Source organism: Roseospira navarrensis (genome assembly GCF_009601025.1).
Classification (GTDB): Bacteria; Pseudomonadota; Alphaproteobacteria; order Rhodospirillales; family Rhodospirillaceae; genus Rhodospira; species Rhodospira navarrensis.
In genome coordinates, this window is the sequence record NZ_WIVE01000002.1 from 149,948 (window position 1) to 169,637 (window position 19,690).

Below are 19,690 nucleotides of genomic sequence, written 5' to 3' on the forward strand. Positions count from 1 at the left end.
CGGCCGGACACATGAAATCGGCTTGCGGCTCGCCCCGGGGAAATTCATGCGCCGCGCGCGTGGCGACCGTTACAGCCCGAACTCGACCATGGCGACCAGGGCGTGCACGATCAGCACGCCACCCAGGGCCGTGGTCACGGCCGTGGAGATGCCGTCGTTGATGTCGAGCCCGGTCTGCTTGGGCGACAGGCCGGCGCGCAGGCTGGCCCCGGCGATCACCAGCCCGCTCAGGGTCATCTTGAGCAGCAGCCAGCCGAGCCCGCGCGGGATCCAGCGATCCTCGTCCACGAGCTGGGCGAAGAAGTGCTCCCACCAGCGCGATATGGACTCGTCGGGATACAGCAGCATGTTGAAGGTGCGTTCCGAGGTCAGCGCCGACAGGCCGAACAGGACGACGGAGAACCCCAGCGCGGCGGCGACCACCGTGATCGTGATCGCCCCCCTCAGGTACAGCCGGTCCGGCACGCCGAGATTGCGCATGGCCAGGATCTGCGAGGCATGGACCCGGTGCCCCATGTCGGCGGCCACGATGGCCCCGGCGCGCGACGCCAGCAGGATCGCCGTCAGCAGGGGCACCATCACCCGGAACTGCAACGCGCCCATGGCCGAGAGCAGATCATTCAGGATCAGCGGCGACAGCACGGTGCGATAGGGCATGGTCTGGATCGTGAACCAGGTGGTCACGAACCCCACCAGCAGCGCGGCCAGTCCCATGTAGGCCAGCGCGGCCGGGCAAAGGGCCAGACTCCACAGATAGTTCCTGAGATAGCGCCACAGCCAGCGCCGCCGGACCGACCGGGGGTCTTGCGGCCGCTCGGGCGACTCTTCTGACAGCGACGGCGTCGGCATCGGCGGCGGGTCTTCGGTGGTCGCGGCGCGGCCCACCGCCGCGGCGGCCAGCAGCCGGGCCTCGATCACCGCCCGGTCGGCCGGCAGGGACTCCAGCATGCGCGATGCCGGGTCCATGAACAGCACCTGCCCGGCGTAGGGCAGGAACGGCTCCAGGTGGTGGGCGACGATCAGGACGCCGCGCCCGGTCTCGCGAGCCACGCGCGCGATCAGACCCGCCAGATCGCGCCCGGCGGCGGCATCCAGGCCCGCGTTGGGTTCATCGAACAGCAGCACCGGGCGATCGGACAGAACCGTGCGGGCGATGGCGACCCGCTGCTGTTGTCCACCGCTCAACAGACGCGGCGAGCGGTCGCGCGGCAGCCCCGCCAGCAGGGCCTCGGCGACGGCGGCCGACTCCCCGCTGCCCGGTGTCGCGGTCTTATCCGAGCCGTCGTGGTCCGCCACGATGGCCAGGTTTTCGGCCACCGTCAGATCCTCAAACAGGCCGAGGCTCTGAAACACCAGCGCGCCGAAGCGGGCCGTTTCGGGTGCGGCGGCCAGATCGACGGGGGCGCCCGTCGGCGTGACGGCGGTGCCGGCGGCGACGTCCCCGGGCCGGCCGAGCCCCGCCAGCACGCGCAGCAGGGTGCTCTTGCCGCAGCCGGAGGGCCCGGTCAGCACCACGATCTCGCCGGCCCGGAGGGTCAGGGCCACCCGTTCCAGCAGGGGGCGGCCGTCCGGGGTGCACAGGGTCAGGTCGGCGACACGAAGAACCGGCGGCGCGGCCGGAGACGCGGGGTCGAGCACGGAACGGGGCCTTTGCGGTCAACGGACGGGACGGCGAATGGCCGCCAGACTCCCCGCCCCCGCGGCCGGAGGCAAGCGTCTTGATCCCGACCGGCGAAAACCCGGCGCGGCGTGGTTCATCGCCTGCACCACGTCGCGGGGCCGGCGCGTGACGTCCCGCCATGGACCGGGCGGTCATGAACGCACGATCCCCCGAGGGAAGCCCCCCGGGGGATCGAAACGGACCCCGTGCCCTGCGCCGCAGGGCTCACGATCCGGTCAGGCCTTCACCTTGGAGACGGTGGTCGGCCGCAGGGCCAGATCCTCCGAGCGCCGATAGGCGCTGTCCGGTCCGGCCGCAGGGCGGGCCGCCCCGGCCTCGCCGGTCAGCTCGGCGCCGCCGCCCTGCCCCAGTTGCGCCCGCTCCGCTTCCAGCGCGGCCAGACGTTCGGCGCGGCTCCGTTCCGCCTTCTCGTCCAGTTCGGCCACACGCTGCGCGGTTTTGGCCTCACGCGCCTGCTGCTCGGCAAGGAACGCCTGGCCCTCGCCGCCCCGCTCGGCCTGGGCCTGCGCCCATTGCCGCTCGGACTGGACGCGGCGCGCTTCCTGCTCTGCCAGGAAAACCTCGCCCTCGCCCGCGAAGGCCTGCTGCACCTCCGCCTGACGCTGCGACATGCGCCCGCCGCCGGGCACGACGCGCTCGTTGGACTGCACGGCCTCAAGGGCCTGGTTGCGCTCGACGTAGTCCAGGTGGGAATCGCCATTGGTGTCGAAGCGCCGCACCATGTCGCGGGCCCCGATATTGATGGCGGCGGCCATGCCGATATTCACCGGCTGTTCCAGGGTCACGGCGTCGTCGCCGTCGGGGGACCGCTGGGCCTCGCGCGCCTGTTCGGCCTCGCGCGCCGCCTGCTCGGCCGCCTCCAGCTTTTCGTCGGCCTTCAGCCGCTCGAGCATCATATTCTTCTGCGAGCCGGGATTGTGGGCCTGATCGCCCGCATCGGCGGGCTCGACAGGGCGCTCCGACTGCTCGCGTTGCGCCGCGCCGGGAGACAGGTCAACCACATCCTCGACCCGCCGGACCTCGCGGTCCTGGGGATCGCCCGCCTGCCGGGTGATGGATCGCATGGTGGACGACAGCACACCGCTGGAGCCGCTGGGACCACCCGCACCGGAAGTATCAGACATCACACGCATCCTTTCTGGAGGTGGAGGTCAACGCAGCCTGAACGGCTGGCCTTGCCTTGGTTTCTTGGCATGATGCGAACTATAGCAATCTTGCGCCAGGCCATGAAGAGTCCAAAAGAACAGGCGCTCAACCGCATTCTAACCCCTTGACAATGCAGTGCGTTGCGCCACGTGCGGAGCAGATTCGCCGACAGGGTGACGAAAAAGCCAGTCAAGTTGCGTGTAAATGGCGCGACTCGAGTCGCGGCGCGGCCGCCCCTTGCGGGCCGGGCCGGGCCCGGGTATCACCGAGGCTGGGGGAACCGGGGCTGGGGGAACCGGCTCACTCAACCGCGACGGAACACGCCAGTGCTGGAACCGGACGGCCCTCTCCACGACCGCGCCACCGTACTGGTGGTCGATGACGACGCGATCACGCGCGATTGCCTCGGCGCGACCCTTGAGACGGCAGGGTTCAGCACCCTGACCGCGGGGGACGGTCAGGAAATGGCCACCGTGATCGCCCAGCACCGGGTGGACGTGATCCTTCTCGACATTGCCATGCCCGGCAAGGACGGGTTCACCCTGACGCGGGAACTGCGCCAGACTTCGGACGTGGGGCTCATTATCGTCTCGGCCCGCGATGCCCGGGAAGACCGCCTCTCCGGTCTGGAACTGGGAGCCGACGACTATATCGTGAAGCCGGTGGACGACGCCGAACTGGTGGTGCGGGTCCGCGCCCTGGTGCGGCGTCTGGAGAGCAGCGGCGCCCGCCGCACGGGCGAGGCGCGCCGCCGTCGCTTCGGGCACTGGGAGATGGACATGCACACCCGCTCGCTCAGGGACACGCGGGGGGGCGAGGTGCGCCTGACCGGGGCCGAGTTCGATCTGCTGAGCGCGTTCACCGAAAACGCCGGCGAGGTCATGACCCGCCAGCAGTTGCTGGCCGGCCACCGCCCGGTCCCGTTCGAGCCGACCGAGCGGACCGTGGACGTGCTGGTTCGCCGCCTGCGCCAGAAATTGGAGGATGCGCCGTCTCAGCCGCGCCTGATCGTCACGGTGCACCGGGCGGGCTACATCTTCACCGCCGACGTGGACATCGTGGACGAGGCGTAGGCCGGATCACCCCTCCGCGCCCTCCAGGCCGGCCGCCGCCAGCCCGGACAGGAACGCCCGATGCGCGGCCGCCCAGGCCGACAGGAAGCCGGCCGCCTCGGCCACCACCGGCGTGGCCGCCGTGACGCCCGGCGCCCCCGCGTCCGATTGGTCCGGGGCAACCGGATGGCTGGCCAGGATGGCCCGTTCCAGCCGCCCGGCCCAGGCCGCCAGAACGGTGGCGCCGAGCGTCACGGCCGCCCCCTTGATGCGATGGGCCAGCACGGCCATGGCGTGGGGATCGCGCTCGCCCTCTCCACCGGCCCAGACCCCCAGATCCCGGGCGACCGCATCCAGGTCCGCGATCCGCGCGGCCAGACGGTCCCGCCCCAGCAGCGTCACGCGCCGCCGCCAGACCGTTGCGTCCAGGACACGCGGATCGGATGCCGCATCCGGGCCGTCATCGTCGTCATGCGGGAGGGGGTCGCTGCACGCCGGTGGATCCGTCGGAGACGCCGCCGACTCCGCCCTGCGCGCGACATGGCGGCACAGGGCCGCCCCGAGCGCCGTGAGCGTGATCGGTTTCACAAGGCACGCCGCCATGCCCATCACCCCCCCAGCGGCTCCCGCGCCCTTGCCGAGCCGCGAGGCCCCCGTATCCCCCGCCGTCACACCCAGCACCGGCACCGTTTCCCACACACCGCCCATGTCCCGCAGCCGCCGGGTGGTCTCCGCCCCGCCCGGACCCGGCATGTGCAGGTCCATCAACACCGCATCGGGAGGCCGCAAGCCGCCGTCCGCCGCCGCCGCCAGCAGTGCCCGGCCGTCGGGGAATCCGATCGCCTTGCAGTCGAGCGCCGCCAGCAGGCCCGCCATGACCTCCCGGTTGATGTCGTCGTCATCCACCACGACGACCGTGAGGCCCCCGGGCCGCCCCGGAACGTCGCGCGGATCCGCGCCGCCGGCGGCCTCTCCCTGGTCCGGCACGGGCTCCAGCGGCACGCGGAACCAGAAGCGGCTGCCCTGACCGGGGGCGCTGTCCATGCCGAAGGATCCGTCCATGGCGTCCACCATGCGTCGGCAGATCGCCAGCCCCAGGCCGACGCCCCCCCGGCTCTGCCCGGCCCGGTCCCGCACCGCCTGCGAAAAGGGATCGAACAGCCGGACCCGGTCGCGCGGATCAATGCCGATCCCCGTGTCCTCGACCTCCAGCAGCAGGTGCGGGCGCGTCACGGCCCCGTCAGGCCCGGTCGCGGCGGCACCGTCCACCCATGTCGCCCGCAGGCAAACCCGGCCGCGATGCGTGAACTTGACCGCGTTGCCCGCGAGGTTGAACAGCACCTGCCGGACGAACGGCGCCGGACCGGAGGCGCGGGCGGGCAACCCCGGGGCCAGATCCATGGACAGCCGGAGCCCCTTGCTCTCGGCATTGGCCGACAGCAGCCCCCGAACCTCCGAAACCACACTGGCCGGCGAAAACACCGTGTGGATAGCCGCCATCCGGCCGGACTCGCCCTTCGACAGCATCAGGATATCGTCCAGCATGCCCAGCAGAAGCCGTCCGGCGGACTCGATGCGCCCGGCCCGGCGGCGCGGCGCGGGCGCCAGGGAATCCCGCTGCAACAGCTCGGCCAGTCCGATGATGCCCGTCAGCGGGGTGCGGATTTCGTGGCTCATCATGGCCAGGAAGTCGCTCTTGGCGCGGGCGGTCGCCTCGGCCTGGTCGCGGGCGGCGACCAGCAGATCCTGCGTCGCCCGCTGCGCCGACACATCCTGGATGTGCGCCACCCAGTACAGCACCGCGCCGCCGTCATCCAGGACGGGCGCCACCTTGCCATGCACCCAGACCGACGATCCGTCGGCCCGGCGGGCCTGCACCTGGGTCTCCAGCAGGGTGGAGGGCACGCCGCCCGCCGGCCGCATGAGGTCGCGCACGTCCTGACGGTGCGCCCGGTCGACCCAGCGGATCACCGGGGTTCCGGTCACGACGTCGGCCGATGTGCGCAGCAGCGTGGCCAGGGACTGGTTCACCCGCTGCCAGCGGCCGTTCCGCCCGATCAGGGCCATGCCCTCGGCCGCCCGGTTGAACGCGGTCCGGAAGCGCGTCTCGCTCTCCCGCAACGCCTGCTCGGACCGCTTGCGGTCGGTGATGTCGAGCGTGAACCCGTCCCAGGCCACGCACCCGTCGGACAGGCGCTGGAACACGCCGCTCGCGTGGACCCATTTCTGTTCGCCGGTGCGGGAGACGAGGCGGAACTCGTGGGACCAGTCGGCCTGTGCCGCCGCCGCCTCATCGACGCTCTGCAGGAACCCGGGCTTGTCCTCCGGGTGAATGGTGTTCAGCGCCAGATCCGGATCGCGCAACACCTCTTCCAACGTCACACCGATGAACTGCCACAGATTCCCGGACATGAAGGTATAGACGAGGCAGCCGTCCGGCCGCCGGACCCGGCGCCAGATCACGCCGGGCAGGTTGCTGGTGAAGGCTTCCAGGCGCCGCTCGCTGGCCGCGCGCGCGCTGCGTTCGCGCAGGTGCGACAGCGCGATGGCGTACAGCTCGCACAGGAACGCCAGCAGCCGCGTGTCCTCGTCGGACCAGGATCGCTGCGACTGGGAACAGTCCGCGAGCACGATCTGGGCGACGGCCTCGTCCTCCACCACCACGGGCGCGGCCAGAAACTGCTTGGCGGTGACCCGTCGGGACACGCCGTCGGCCTGGACCCCACCCCCCGCGCCGTCGCCCTCGCCCTCGCCGTCGTGCCCCGACGACCAGCGCCACCACCGCCCCACGGCCAGCCCCAGGCGCGCCTTCGGAAGGTCCGCGATCATGCGGGGGCAGACGCAGCGTTCCGGGTCGGCCTGCCACACCAGACGGGTGGAAAGATCGTCGCCCGTCCCGCCCGGCTCCTGCATCACGACCGAACCAACACCCAGGAACTGGCCCACGCGCTCGAAGGCATGGGCGGCGGCCGTATCGAGCGGCTGGCGCACGAACCGCTTGGCCAGCGACAGCATGAGTTCGTCCCGGGCCGCGCGCCGGTCCGCCGCTTCCTCCGATGCCCTGCGGGCCGAGATGTCCTGCGCCGACAGCACATGGAGAACCTGGCCGCCGGACGCAAAACGCCGCATGGCGATTTCCAGCGGCACCCTCACCCCGTCCGGACGCAGGTGATCCGCCTCCATGTGTCCCAGCCGGCCCGGTTCGACCATGGCCAGCCGGGTCAGCAGCGCGGCGCGGGTCAGCGGCCGCCCGTCCACGCAGGCGGTGGTCTCGATCGGGACCGAGCGCAAGGCCGCAAGGGTGAATCCCGTCAGCTCTTCGGCCGCCCTGTTCATGTCCACCAGACGGGCCTCCTGATCCAGCAGGAACAGCGGGTCCCGGGACTGGTGGAACAGGGCGCGGAACCGATCCTCGCCCCCGGCGTCCGCCATCGTCGCGCAGCCGCGCAGGCACTGGCCCAGCAACTCGGCCGCGAAGGACGCAAAGAGCACGTCCCGGTCCGACCACGCCCGGGTCTGGCACAGGGCCGCGAACACGACCACGCCGCCGATACGGGGCTGTTCGGCCATGGGCAGAACCAGCAGCGACCGGGCCGCGCCCAGCGGCGCCGCCGCCGGCCCCTCGCGGAGGACCGCCGGAAGCTCGGCGGCGCGCGGCCGCCGCAGCACGCCCGACCGCGCGACTTCGGTCTCAAGGCGGGCCAGCAGGTCGGTCGAGGGCCGCCAGGGCGGCAGGGCGACCCCGGGCGGCAGATCGGACCGCACCCACTGATACACCTGCAGCCGTCCCGAGGCCCGCGCCCCGGTTCCGCCTCCGCCCTCGGAGGGGGGCGCCACGATCATCGCGCGGTCGGCCCCGACGGCGCGCGCCGCGATGCCCAGCGCCTGTTCGAACGCCTGCCCGCCCGGCCCGGTCAGCAGTGCCCCGGCGACGTCGGTCAGTTGCCGCCCCAGCAGCCCGCGCCGATGGATGCTCATCAACGCAAAGCGTTCCAGCAGGAACCGATGCAGCCGGAGCAGGTCCGACGCCTCCTCCGGAGAGAATGCCCCGTCCACACCCTCCGGCGGCGCCCGCCGCGCGATCGCGAGGCCGTCGCCCCCGCCCACGCCGAACGGCAGCAGCGCGCAGGCTCCCCAGTCCCCCGGGGCCGTTCCGGGGCTGCCGATCGCAGCGCCCGGCGGCGACACCACGGGGCTGTCCCCGGCCCCACGGCAGCCGCAGATCAAGGTGTCGGCCTCGGTTTCCGTGCAGCCGATGGCCAGGCGTTCCCCCAGGGCGCTGACCACCATGACGTCGGCCTGCGCCATCGACAGCAGCGACGCCGCCTGCCCGTGCAGGGCCTCGACCATGGTCATGCCCGCATCCAGGCGGGCGCCGATCGCCTCCCGCATCGCCAAGGCCTGCGCGCCGGGCGCGGTGCGGGTCAGTCCCTCGGCCTGGCAGACGGCGCGCGCCACCAGCACGGCCGCCAGGGTGAGCGCGTCGGCCACGGTCGTGTCAGGCGGCGGATCGGACGGCGGGAGCGCCACCTCCAGCAGGCCCCAGGCGCGGCGGTCCACCGTCACGGTGCGGGTCAGGCGGTCCGGCGCATCGTGCGTCCGGGGGGGCGGCGCGGCGGTTCCTGCGCGACTCACCTCCAGCCGACCGGGCAGGCGCAGCAGGCGGCTTTCGGCCACGCCCGGCAAGCTGAGCAACGCGGCGGTCGTGCGGTGGGCGATGGTCTCGACGGACAGACCGGGGTCCGTCAGGTCCTGCGCCAGCGCAGCGAGAACCGAGAGCGGGCCCGGGCCGCCCGCCGTGGCGGGGGTGTCGTCCTGCGGTGACGGAAAGGTGTCGGGTGCCACGGCACCGCTCCGCTAATCGAGACCGGCGGAAAGCGACAGGGGCGGCAACTGAATGGTGCCCATACCCAGGTGACGCTCGATATGGGCGCGCAGGCTCTCCGAGTCGGCCTCGGCGAGACGGAAGGCCACACCAGCCACACCATCCCGGGACCAGCGGACATCGCACGGAATCGGCACCGGGAAGCCTTCGAGGGTCAACGTGCCGCGGGCGCCCATCGGCAGCCTCACCAGTCCTGACAGCGACGCGCCCCTGGGGGAAATCGTCTCGACCACCACATGCACCCAGCGGCCCTCGGCCACCCAGCGGCCGGACAGAGGGACCGCGTGCCGCGGCATCGCCCGGCGCTCAGGGCGCCCGTCTCCTCGTCGGTCCGACATGTCGCATGGGAAGGGAGAGGCCATGCGGTGGTCTCCTGCGGGTCTGAGCGGGGGCGCGAGCAGCGGCCAACCGTTCGTGGTCTGTCAGTGTATACAGGCCGGACGCTCGTCTACAAGGACGGCAACGCCCCCTGCCCCGGCGCGCGCCCGCCACCGTGGCATTTTGCGCACGCCACCGGGCATTCGGCCGGGGTCTTGCTCTTGCGCGCGACGGCCGGATGGGGTAAGAGCGCCCGTTCCGCAAAAGGGATGGCGTGGCGCGGCGCGTCTTGACCCGGATCGCCCCGGGGACGCGCCAGGGCATGCCCGACCATCCCGGATCGAAGACCCCGCCCGTCGTTGGGAACAGCACCCCTCCGGGGGTGCCGCAGACCATCGGCGGGCCGACAACAGGACAATTGAAATGCCCAAGATGAAGACGAAGAGCGCGGCGAAAAAACGGTTTCGCCTGACCGGCACCGGCAAGGTGCGCGCCAACGTGGCCTACAAGCGCCACATGCTGCGCAACAAGCCGCAGAAGATGAAGCGCCAGGCGCGCGGCACGTTCATCCTGAGCGATGCCGACGCAACCATCATCAAGCGCAACTTCCTGCCCTACGGCCGCTGATCCAGCGTCGCCGCCCGGGGGCTGCCGTCCGACAGGAGTAGAGAACCATGTCCCGCGCCAAGAACGGCACCGTGAGCCATGCCCGCCACAAGAAAATTCTGAAGCTGGCGAAAGGCTATCGTGGTCGCAATGCCACCAACTACCGCATCGCCATCGAGAAGGTCGAAAAGGGCCTTCAGTACGCCTACCGCGACCGTCGCCAGAAGAAGCGCGACTTCCGGGGCCTGTGGATCCAGCGCATCAACGCCGGCGCCCGCCTGCACGGCCTGACCTACAGCGTGTTCATCGACGGCCTGAAGAAGGCCGGCATCGACCTGGACCGTAAAGTCCTGGCCGATCTGGCCGTGCACGAGCCCGACGCGTTTGCGTCGCTGTGCGAACAGGCCCGCGCCGCGCGCGGGTAACGCCCGGCCGCGCCACTCTCTCGGAAAGCCGCTCGCCGGGTTCGGCGGGCGGTTTTTTGATATGCGGCACCGGCCACGGGCACCAGCCGTCATCGTCGGATGACGGTGGAATGATATGCACCGGGTGCATGGCAGGGTCGCGGCCGTCCCGTGGCGGTCTTTTCACAATCGCCCCCGGGTGCTATGCGGGCGTCCCGTGCCGTTTCCTCCCCATGCCGCGCCGATGGACAAGTTGATGGACGATCTGGAAACACTGCGTGCCGAACTGACCGAGGCCGTCGAGGCCGCCCCCGATCTGGCCGCCCTGGACGAGGTGCGGGTCGCCGCCCTCGGCAAGAAGGGCCGCGTGACCGCGCTCATGAAGTCCCTGGGCGGCATGGATCCGGAGCAGCGCAAGGCCTTCGGTCAGGAGATGAACCGGGTCAAGGACGCGGTCGCCCGGACCATCGAGCAGCGCCGCGCGACCCTGGAGGCGGCCGCCCTGGAGGACCGCCTGCAACACGAGCGCATCGACGTCACGCTGTCGGCGCGCCCCGAAGGCACGGGCTCGATCCACCCCATCAGCCAGACCTGGGACGAGGTGGTGGCGATCTTCGGCCAGATGGGCTTCGCCGTCGCCGAAGGGCCGGACATCGAGGACGACTTCCACAATTTCACGGCGCTGAACTTCCCGCCCGACCATCCGGCGCGGGAGATGCACGACACGTTCTTCCTGCCGGAACGGCCCGATGGGTCGCGCCATGTGCTGCGCACGCACACCTCGCCGGTCCAGATCCGCACCATGCTGAGCCAGAAGCCGCCGATCCGCGTGTTGGCCCCCGGGCGGACCTATCGCAGCGACTCCGACATGACGCACACGCCCATGTTCCATCAGGTCGAGGGTCTGGTCATCGACCAAGCGACCCACATGGGCCACCTGAAGGGCTGCCTGCAGGAGTTCGTGGAAGCCTATTTCGAGGTGGACGACGTGCCGATGCGCTTCCGGCCGTCGTTCTTCCCCTTCACCGAACCGTCGGCCGAGGTGGATATCGGCTGCTCGCGCAAGGACGGCGACCTGCGCATCGGCGCCGGCGACGACTGGCTGGAGATCCTGGGCTGCGGCATGGTGCATCCGAACGTGCTGCGCGCCTGCGGGTTGGACCCCGCCGAGTACCAGGGATTCGCCTTCGGCGTGGGCCTGGAGCGCATCGCCATGCTGAAGTACGGCATTCCCGACCTGCGGACGTTCTTCGAGTCCGACCTGCGCTGGCTGCGCCATTACGGATTTGGCGCGCTCGATGTGCCCACGCTGCATGGAGGGCTCGGCCGATGAAGTTCACCCTGTCCTGGCTCAAGGATCACCTGGAGACCGACGCCTCCCTTGACGAGATCACCGACCGGCTGACCATGCTCGGCCTGGAGGTGGAAGGCGTGACCGATCTGCGCGCCACCCTGGCGCCATTCACGGTCGCCGAAGTGGTCACGGCCGAGAAGCATCCCGACGCCGACAAGCTGCGCCTGTGCACCGTGCGCACCGGCGCCGAGGGCGAGGCGGACCTTCAGATCATCTGCGGCGCGCCCAACGCCCGCGCCGGCATCAAGGTGGTGCTGGCCCGGCCCGGCATGACCATCCCGGAAAGCGGTCAGGTGCTGAAGGTCGGCAAGATCCGGGGCGTCGAAAGCCGCGGCATGATGTGTTCGTCGCGCGAGCTGGGTCTGGGCGACGACCACGCGGGCATCATCGAACTGCCCGCCGATGCGCCCCTGGGTGTCAGCGTCACCGAGGTCCTGCCGCTGGATCCCATGATCGAGATCGCCATCACGCCCAACCGCCCGGACTGCCTGGGGGTCCGGGGCGTGGCCCGCGATCTCGCCGCCGCCGGCCTGGGCACGCTCAAGCCGCTGACGGTGGAGCCCGTGCCCGGCACGTTCGAGAGCCCGGTCAAGGTCACCAGCGGCCTGGATGCGGACGCCCGGGACGCCTGCCCCATGTTCGTCGGCCGGTACATCCGGGGCGTCAAGAACGGCGACAGCCCGCAGTGGGTCAAGGACCGGCTGGCGGCCATCGGCCTGCGCCCCATCTCCGCCCTGGTGGACGTCACCAACCTGATTGCCTACGAATTCGCCCGGCCGCTGCACGTGTTCGACGCCGACACGCTGACCGGCGACATTCATCCCCGCTTCGCCCGCCCGGGCGAGACGCTGCTGGCGCTCGACGAGAAGGAATACGCCCTCTCGCCCGAGGACGTCGCCATCTGTGACGACGCCGGCCCGCAAGGCATCGGCGGCGTCATGGGCGGCCTGAGCACGGGCTGCACCGAGACCACCGTCAATGTGTTCCTGGAAAGCGCCCTGTTCGACCCGCGCCGCATCGCCGCCACGGGCCGCCGCCTGGGCATCGACAGCGACGCGCGCTACCGCTTCGAACGCGGCGTGGATCCGGAAAGCGCCGTCCTGGGCGCCGAGGCCGCCACGCGCCTGATCCTGGACTGGTGCGGCGGTGAGGCGTCGCATCTGGTCATCGACGGCGCTCCGCCCGCGTGGCGCACGGAAATCCCGCTCGACCCCATGCAGGTGCTGCGGCTGTGCGGCCTGCGCCTGGACACGGCCGCCTGCCGCCGCATCCTGGAGGGCCTGGGCTGCGAGGTGCTGGCCGAGGACGACCACGGCGTGCTGACCGTCCTGCGCCCCTCGTGGCGGCCGGACATCACCGCCGAGCACGACCTGATCGAGGAAGTCGCGCGCGTTCATGGCTATGGCCGCATTCCCACGGTCTCGATGCCGCGCGAGCCGATCCCGTCGCAGACGCTGACCAACGCCCAGGTGCGCCGGGTGGCCGCCCGCCGCACCCTGGCCGCGCGCGGCCTGAACGAGTGCGTCACCTGGTCGTTCCTGCCGCGCGCTCATGCCGAGGCCTTCGGGGGCGGCGCCCCAGCCCTGGATCTGGCGAACCCGATCAGCAGCGACCTGGACGTCATGCGGCCGTCCATCCTGCCCAACCTGGCCACGGCCGCGCAGCGCAACACCGACCGGGGCGTGCCCAACGCCGCCCTGTTCGAGGTCGGCCCGCAGTTCGACGGCGGCGAGCCGGGCGAACAGCGCATGGTCGCCGCCGGCCTGCGCGTCGGCCAGAGCGGCCCGCGCCATTGGGATGCGCGGCCGCGCCCGGTCGATGCCTTCGACGCCAAGGCCGACGCCCTGGCGGCGCTGGCGGCGGCGGGCGCGCCGGTCGCCAGCCTCCAGACGGTGGCCGAGGCCCCGGCGTGGTACCACCCGGGCCGCTCCGGGTCGCTCAAGCTGGGGCCGAAGGTGCTGGCCTGGTTCGGCGAGCTGCATCCGGGTGTCCTGAAGGCCCTGGACGTCAAGGGGCCCGTGGCCGCGTTCGAGGTCATGCTGGAAGCCGTGCCCGAGCCCAAGGCCAAGCCCACCAAGGCCCGCCCGCTGCTCAACGCCAGCCCGTTCCAGCCGGTGGACCGCGACTTCGCCTTCCTGGTGGACGCGGATGTGCCGGCCGAAGCCATGGTGCGCGCCGCCAGGGGGGCGGACAAGGCGCTGATCCGCGATGTGTCGGTGTTCGATGTCTACCAGGGCGATCGCCTGGAGGCCGGCAAGAAGTCCGTCGCGCTGTGCGTGACGCTTCAGGCGTCGGACCGCACCCTCAAGGACGACGAGATCGACGCGACCGCCAAGAAGATCGTCGCCGCCGTGGTCAAGGCCTCGGGCGGGGAACTGCGGGGGTAGGCACGGTCACGGTCACGGCCACACCCCCCGCCCGGGACATGGACTGATGCCGGGCGGCGGCTGTTGCGGTAGGATCGGGGCTCCCGGAGGACACCGGACAGGGAGGACCGACAATGCGACGATGGGTCTCGGGACTGTGGTCCGCACTGACGCTTGGGGGGACGACCCTGGCCCTGGCGGCGCTGCCGGCCGGCCCGGGGGCCGCCCAATCCAGCCAGTGGGACACCGATTTCGGCCCCCTGGTGCTGACCGTGCGCGACGGCGACCGGGTGACCGGGCTGTATCCCGACTACACCGGGCGGGTCGAGGCCACCCTGGACCGCGCCCAGCGCAGCATCGCCGGCGTCTGGCGACAACCGAACGCCCGGATGCGCTGCGAACAGGCGTACGAGGGCTCGCACTACTGGGGCCTCGTGACCTGGTCCCTGCCCGACGAGACCTCCCTGCGCGGCCAGTGGAGCTACTGCGACAACCCGCCGGGCTCGGCGGGCGTTTGGAACGGTACGTTCGTCCGAGGCACGCCGCCGCTGTCCACCGGCATGGGCGCCGCGCCGCCATCGGCCCCGCCGTCGGCGCAGAGTGGCGCGCCGCGCCCCGATGCCGCCGAGACGGCGCGGTTTCTCTGGGGTCAGTCCGTCGATCCGTCTCGCCTCACGGTGCGGCGCGACGACGTGACCTGCGACGGCGAACCCGACCTGTCGCTGGTCTATCTGGACCTGGACCATCCGGAGGGTCCGTTCCTGGCCGTCGCCGTGCGCGAGCCCGGGGCGGCGCTGGAAGAGATCCCCGTCACCTATCTGGACTTCGACACCGGCGGCTATGCCTCGCTGTGCGGGTCGGCGCGCATGGTCGATGTCTCGGTGGTGGGCGACCTGGAGCCCGAGACGGTGCGCGACCTGACCGGGTTCAATGCCCCGCCGCTGTGCCGGATCGGGATCCGCCTGGATGACGGGATGTGCGATGCCATCTGGCTGTTCGGCAACCTGGGGCCGGGCTTCCTGGCCGATCTGGTCGTGGGGCGGAACTGACGGCGGGTGATCCGACGCGGGCGGGCGGGCCGTAGGGGCAGGGTCTGTTCCCCCCCTCCCCCCTCGAAGGACTCCCCGTGCATGTCTGAGACTCCCGATCCCGTTCTGATCCTCGGCGCGACCGGCGGCGTCGGCACCGCCCTCGCCCATCTGCTGGCGGCGCGCGGCACGCCCCTGCTGCTGCACGGGCGCGATGCCGCCCGCCTGGAGGAGACCGCCGCCGGCCTGTCCGGTGTCCGCGCAACCCGCGCCGCCGACGCCCTGGATCCGGACGCGCTGTCCGGCGCCGTCGCGGCCCTGGTGGACGAGGCCGACGGACGCCTGTCCGGCCTGGCCTACTGCATCGGATCCATCCCGCTGATGCCGCTGCGCCGTGTCTCCGCCGCCGCCATGGGCGAGACCTATGCGCTCAACGTCACGGGCGCCCTGCTGGCGGTGCAGGCCGCCGCATCCGCCCTGACCAACGGCAACGGGGCCGTGGTGCTGTTCTCGTCCGTCGCCGCCACGCGCGGGTTCTCCAACCACACCGTGATCGGCGCGGCCAAGGCCGGGGTGGAGGGCCTGACCCGCAGTCTGGCCGCCGACCTCGCCCCGTCGGTGCGCGTCAACGCCGTCGCGCCCAGCCTGACGCGGACCGCCATGGCGTCCCCCATGACCGGCAGCGAGGCCATGGCGAAGGGCCTGGCCAAGGCGCATCCGATCCCCCGCCTGGGCGAGGCCGAGGATCAGGCCCGCATCGCCGCCGTGCTGCTGGACCCGCTCAATTCCTGGATCACGGGGCAGGTGATCGGCGTGGACGGCGGGCGGGGGGCTCTGGCCGGCAAGGGGTGAACCCCCGCGCATCCGACCGTTGCGCTCCGTCAATGCCGGCAGGCGCGCTTTCGGGGCATGGGTGGGCCATCCATCACCGGCACGCCGCCGACCAGGAGAGCCCCCATGCGCCAGTATGTCCTTCAGGAAAAGTACCCCGTCTATCACATGGAGCTGCCGTTCGCGGAAACCTCCATGACGTCGGTGGACGACATCGTCGCCTATTACAAGAGCAGGATCGACGAGACCCCGTCCGTCACCTTCATCGCCGAGTTCGACCACTACGCCCACACCACGGGCATCGGCGGCGAGATCGCGCCGTCCATCAAGGCGGCCAAGAACGTGGTGTTCTGCTTCGGCGTCAAGCTGCCCGGACCGGCGGTGCTGGCCGTGCGGCCGCGCTCCATCGGCATCGCCGAGCTGGACGACCGCTTCGAGATCACCTTCATGGAAGCGCCCATGCCGGTCGCCAACGACGCCATGGAGGCCTGGACCCGCGCCCTGCGCGACCAGTAGGGGGCGGGCGCAGGCGCGCAGCGGTGGCAGGGAGGAAACCGGCGCCCCATTTGGAGCGTAATACCGCCCGGCCTATGAAGTGACTTCATAGGCCGGGCGGCCGGTGCGACTGCACCGGCGCCGCGAAGCGGCGTATGGCTTTTGTCCTGACGAGTCAGGACAAAAGCCGGCCAGTATAAGGTTTTGAGCCCCATCACTCTCCGCACAGGATTGCCGTCATGACCCGTCCCGGCCGCACCGCCCTGCCCCTTCTGCTCTGCTCCGCCCTGGTGGCGGGCGGCAGCGCCTCGGCCCTTGCCGCCGCGCCCCCCTGGGACGGCGCGTGGCAGACCACCATCCGCGCCGACCACCCCATGGTCGGGGCCGTGGTGGACCCGGGAACGGGCGCGCGCCTGGATCCCGCCAGCCTCGCCGCCCGTCTGGCCGGGGCGGACGTGGTCCTGCTGGGCGAGAAGCACGACAATCCCGACCACCACGCGGCCCAGGCCTGGCTGCTCGGCCTGATGACGGAGGCCGGGCGCCGGCCGGCCGTGGTCATGGAAATGCTGGACACCGGCCAGGCCGATGCGCTGGCGGGGTTCCTCGCGCGCGACGACGTTTCGGCGGCCGACCTGGGGCCGGCGGTGGCCTGGGCCGACAGCGGCTGGCCCGACTGGGCGCAATACCAGCCCATCGCCGAGGTGGCGCTGGCGGCCGATCTGCCCATCCTGACCGGAAACCTGCCCACGGGCGACGTGCGCCGGGTCGCGTCCGAGGGCGCGGAAGCGGTCGTCGGCCCCGAGGGCCTTGCGCCCCGCGCCCTGGACAGTCCCCTGCCCGACCGGCTGTCGAAGGCGCTGGGGCAGGAGATCCTGCGCGGACACTGCGACATGCTGCCCGAGTCCGCCCTGCCCGGCATGATCGCCGCCCAGCGGGCGCGCGACGGCGAGATGGCCCGCGCCCTGCTGGCGGGCCGGGCGCTGGACGCCACCGACGGCGCGGTGCTGATCGCCGGCAACGGCCATGTGCGGGCCGACCGGGCCGTGCCCTGGTACCTGGACCGGCTGGCCCCTCAGGCGAGTGCTCTGGTGGTGGGCATCCTGGAGACCCCGGCCGACCTGCCGGACGCCCCAACCGCCGCCGATCTGCGGTCTGACGATGGCGCGGAAAGCGCGGACCGCCGGCCCTTCGACCTGATCCTGTTCACGCCGGCGCTGGAGGACGTGGATCCCTGCGAGAAGTTCCGCGCCCAGCTTGAGCGGATGCGCGCCGCCCATGGTGGCGACGGGGAGTCGCAGCAGCCCGAAGCGGAATAACGCGAGCCGGCCTTCGCGCCTTGCGTCCGGTGGGCGGGACCCCGATCATGGCGGCCCGGTCCCTCCTTCCTGTCCGACGTGAAAGGCCCGCCCGCCGTGCCCCTGTCGTCCCCGTCTCTGCAGTCCTGGTGGCAGAGCCTCGCCGTCTATCGCGATATCCGCGTCATCCGGGTGTTGTTCCTGGGCTTCGCCAGCGGCCTGCCGCTGCTGCTGGTGTTCTCGACGCTGTCCTACTGGCTGGCCGAGTCCGGCGTCTCCAAGACCGCCATCGGCCTGTTCGCCTTCGCCAGCACCGCCTACGGCTTCAAGTTCATGTGGTCGCCGCTGGTGGACCGGCTGCGCCTGCCGCTGCTGACGTCTCTCCTCGGACAGCGGCGCGGCTGGCTGCTGGTGGCCCAGGGGCTCATCATCGCCTGCATGGTCGGGCTGGGCAGCACCGATCCGGCGACGGACCTGTGGTGGACCGCCCTGTGGGCCGTGCTGCTGGCCTTCGCCTCGGCCACGCAGGACATCGTCATCGACGCCTACCGGGTGGAAAGCCTGGACGAGAACCAGCTCGGCGCCGGGGCCGGCACCATCGTGCTGGGCTACCGCATCGGCATGGTGGCGGCCAGCGGCGGGGCGCTGGTGATCGCCGACATCGGCGGCTGGTTCTGGGCCTACGCGGCCATGGCGGGCCTGATGGGCATCGGCATCGTCACCACCCTGCTGAGCCCGGAGCCGGACCGCAGTGCCGCCACCGCCCAGGCCTCGGCCGAGGAAGCCCGGGTGGAAGCGTTCCTGGAGCGCCGGGCCGGGCTGCCGCCCTGGCTGCGCGACACGGCCGGGTTCCTGTACGGCGCCGTCGTGTGCCCGTTCCTGGACTTCATGACGCGCCGGCACTGGATTCTGATCCTGGTGTTCATTGCGCTCTACAAGTACGGCGACGCCCTGCTGGGCATCATGGCCATGCCGTTCTACGAAGAGATCGGCTTCACCAAGACCGAGGTGGGCGTGATCTCCAAGGGCTTCGGCGTGGTGATGACCATCATCGGCGGACTGGCCGGCGGCCTGCTGGTGGCCCATCAGGGCATCATGCGGGCCCTGCTGGTCTGCGGGATCCTGCAGGCGGCCTCCAATCTGGTGTTCGCCTGGCAGGCCTATGTGGGGCCGGACGTCGGATGGCTGGTCGTGACCATCGGCGTGGAGAACCTGACCGGCGGCATGGGCACGGCCGCGTTCGTGGCCTATCTGTCGTCGCTGTGCAACATCGCCTATACGGCGACCCAGTACGCGCTGGTCTCCAGCCTGATGAGCTTCGCGCGCACCTTCTTCGCCGCCGGCGGCGGCTGGCTGGCCGATCAGGTGGACTGGGTCAGCTACTTCCTGCTCACCACTCTGGCCGCCGTGCCGGGCCTGCTGCTGCTGCTGTGGATGATGAAGGCCTTCCCCAGCCGCGAAACCCGCGCCGACCCGAAAGCCGCCTGGGCGGAGGAGGATTGAGGGGCGTCAGGGGTCTCCGCCTATGACGGCAGGTCCTCCCGCGCCGAAACCAACACCGCCATCAAGGGCCCGATGCTGTTGACGCACGTCGTCCAGACAATCTCGTAGTTGATCGAGTGGTACCCGTGGAAAATATGATTTCTCATGGCATAAAGCCTGGAGAACGGTATCTCTGGGTGATCTTTGGCATAGTCGGGGTATGAACGCTCAATATCGTGCGCGACCTCTCCAAGCACACCGATATTGAAGACCACCGCATCCCTTATCATATTCGACGCGGCTGCATCCGCCAGGAAGTCTTCCTTTTGGACATCCTCAAGATACAGTTCAATGCGTTGAACCGCGTCGATCATGAACCCCAACAGGTCGCCCAGGGAAAACCGCTCCCGGTCGGCCGTCATAGGGTGATCGCCTCCGACACCACGCTCGACCGAAACCGGGGATGCAGGTCTTCCGCCGTCCGAACATCCACCGGCACGCCGAGCAGCCGTTCCACATCGGCCTTGAAATCCACCAGGTCAAACAGGGTCGTGGTATCGGGCAGCGGGACCACCAAAAGGTCCAGATCACTCCCCGCTCGGTCCTCACCACGGGCCGCCGAGCCGAACACCCGGACATCAGCGAGGTTGTGCGCGCGGGCGAGCACGAGCACGGCATCCCGATGCAGACGGACAGTCTCGGACGGAATCATGGACAGATCCTCCGGCGACACCCCCACTGAAACGG

At 71.0% G+C, this 19,690-nt stretch carries 16 protein-coding genes; 10 read left to right on the top strand and 6 right to left on the bottom strand.

Annotated features, from left to right (window positions below):
- Positions 1–69: 69 nt before the first annotated feature.
- Positions 70–1,638: an ATP-binding cassette domain-containing protein gene (locus tag GHC57_RS01915; RefSeq protein ID WP_153340564.1), complete on the bottom strand. Its 1,569-nt coding sequence runs from the start codon at positions 1,636–1,638 to the stop codon at positions 70–72.
- A gap of 258 nt (positions 1,639–1,896) precedes the next feature.
- Positions 1,897–2,805, bottom strand: coding sequence for a hypothetical protein (locus tag GHC57_RS01920; protein ID WP_153340566.1), 909 nt, complete (start codon positions 2,803–2,805; stop codon positions 1,897–1,899).
- A 348-nt stretch (positions 2,806–3,153) separates the two neighbouring features.
- Here GHC57_RS01920 and GHC57_RS01925 point away from each other — a divergent pair, with 348 nt between their 5' ends.
- A complete protein-coding gene (locus GHC57_RS01925) occupies positions 3,154–3,900 on the top strand; it encodes a response regulator (protein WP_170294624.1) in 747 nt (248 codons plus the stop codon).
- 6 nt (positions 3,901–3,906) lie between these two features.
- On the opposite strand, the gene GHC57_RS01930 is transcribed toward GHC57_RS01925, so the two are convergent.
- Both GHC57_RS01930 and GHC57_RS01935 read right to left on the bottom strand, forming a co-directional pair.
- A complete protein-coding gene (locus tag GHC57_RS01930) occupies positions 3,907–8,724 on the bottom strand; it encodes a PAS domain S-box protein (RefSeq protein WP_153340570.1) in 4,818 nt (1,605 codons plus the stop codon).
- A gap of 12 nt (positions 8,725–8,736) precedes the next feature.
- The gene (locus GHC57_RS01935) at positions 8,737–9,126 is read right to left on the bottom strand and encodes a PilZ domain-containing protein (protein ID WP_153340572.1); all 390 of its coding nucleotides are present in this window, start codon (positions 9,124–9,126) and stop codon (positions 8,737–8,739) included.
- A gap of 379 nt (positions 9,127–9,505) precedes the next feature.
- Here GHC57_RS01935 and rpmI point away from each other — a divergent pair, with 379 nt between their 5' ends.
- The 9 genes from rpmI to GHC57_RS01980 all read left to right on the top strand — a co-directional run bounded on the left by rpmI (position 9,506) and on the right by GHC57_RS01980 (position 18,964).
- Complete coding sequence (gene rpmI / locus GHC57_RS01940) at positions 9,506–9,709, top strand: 50S ribosomal protein L35 (protein WP_153340574.1); 204 nt, start codon at positions 9,506–9,508, stop codon at positions 9,707–9,709.
- A gap of 47 nt (positions 9,710–9,756) precedes the next feature.
- A complete protein-coding gene (rplT, locus tag GHC57_RS01945; RefSeq protein WP_153340576.1) occupies positions 9,757–10,113 on the top strand; it encodes a 50S ribosomal protein L20 in 357 nt (118 codons plus the stop codon).
- Between the two features lie 235 nt (positions 10,114–10,348).
- Positions 10,349–11,425 carry a phenylalanine--tRNA ligase subunit alpha gene (gene pheS, locus GHC57_RS01950; protein WP_153340578.1) on the top strand — a complete coding sequence of 359 codons (1,077 nt, stop codon included), beginning with the start codon at positions 10,349–10,351 and terminating at the stop codon, positions 11,423–11,425.
- Positions 11,422–13,833, top strand: coding sequence for a phenylalanine--tRNA ligase subunit beta (gene pheT, locus GHC57_RS01955; protein ID WP_153340580.1), 2,412 nt, complete (start codon positions 11,422–11,424; stop codon positions 13,831–13,833). Before pheS ends, pheT begins: the two co-directional genes overlap by 4 nt.
- A 113-nt stretch (positions 13,834–13,946) precedes the next feature.
- Positions 13,947–14,861 carry a hypothetical protein gene (locus GHC57_RS01960; protein WP_153340582.1) on the top strand — a complete coding sequence of 305 codons (915 nt, stop codon included), beginning with the start codon at positions 13,947–13,949 and terminating at the stop codon, positions 14,859–14,861.
- Positions 14,862–14,942: 81 nt separating this feature from the next.
- A complete protein-coding gene (locus GHC57_RS01965; protein WP_153340584.1) occupies positions 14,943–15,692 on the top strand; it encodes an SDR family NAD(P)-dependent oxidoreductase in 750 nt (249 codons plus the stop codon).
- Between the two features lie 105 nt (positions 15,693–15,797).
- Entirely contained in the window at positions 15,798–16,187 is a 390-nt protein-coding gene (locus GHC57_RS01970) for a DUF6858 family protein (protein WP_153340586.1), read from the top strand.
- A gap of 218 nt (positions 16,188–16,405) precedes the next feature.
- Positions 16,406–17,482, top strand: a complete 1,077-nt coding sequence (locus tag GHC57_RS01975) for a ChaN family lipoprotein (RefSeq protein ID WP_153340588.1) — start codon at positions 16,406–16,408, stop codon at positions 17,480–17,482.
- Positions 17,483–17,578: 96 nt separating this feature from the next.
- Positions 17,579–18,964: an AmpG family muropeptide MFS transporter gene (locus GHC57_RS01980; protein WP_343031076.1), complete on the top strand. Its 1,386-nt coding sequence runs from the start codon at positions 17,579–17,581 to the stop codon at positions 18,962–18,964.
- Between the two features lie 20 nt (positions 18,965–18,984).
- Here GHC57_RS01980 and GHC57_RS01985 read toward each other — a convergent pair whose 3' ends face one another.
- Complete coding sequence (locus tag GHC57_RS01985; protein ID WP_153340589.1) at positions 18,985–19,365, bottom strand: HepT-like ribonuclease domain-containing protein; 381 nt, start codon at positions 19,363–19,365, stop codon at positions 18,985–18,987.
- On the bottom strand, positions 19,362–19,655 hold the full coding sequence (locus GHC57_RS01990) for a nucleotidyltransferase family protein (protein ID WP_153340592.1): 294 nt from the start codon (positions 19,653–19,655) through the stop codon (positions 19,362–19,364). The genes GHC57_RS01985 and GHC57_RS01990 overlap by 4 nt, the downstream gene beginning before the upstream one ends.
- Between the last annotated feature and the right edge of the window lie 35 nt (positions 19,656–19,690).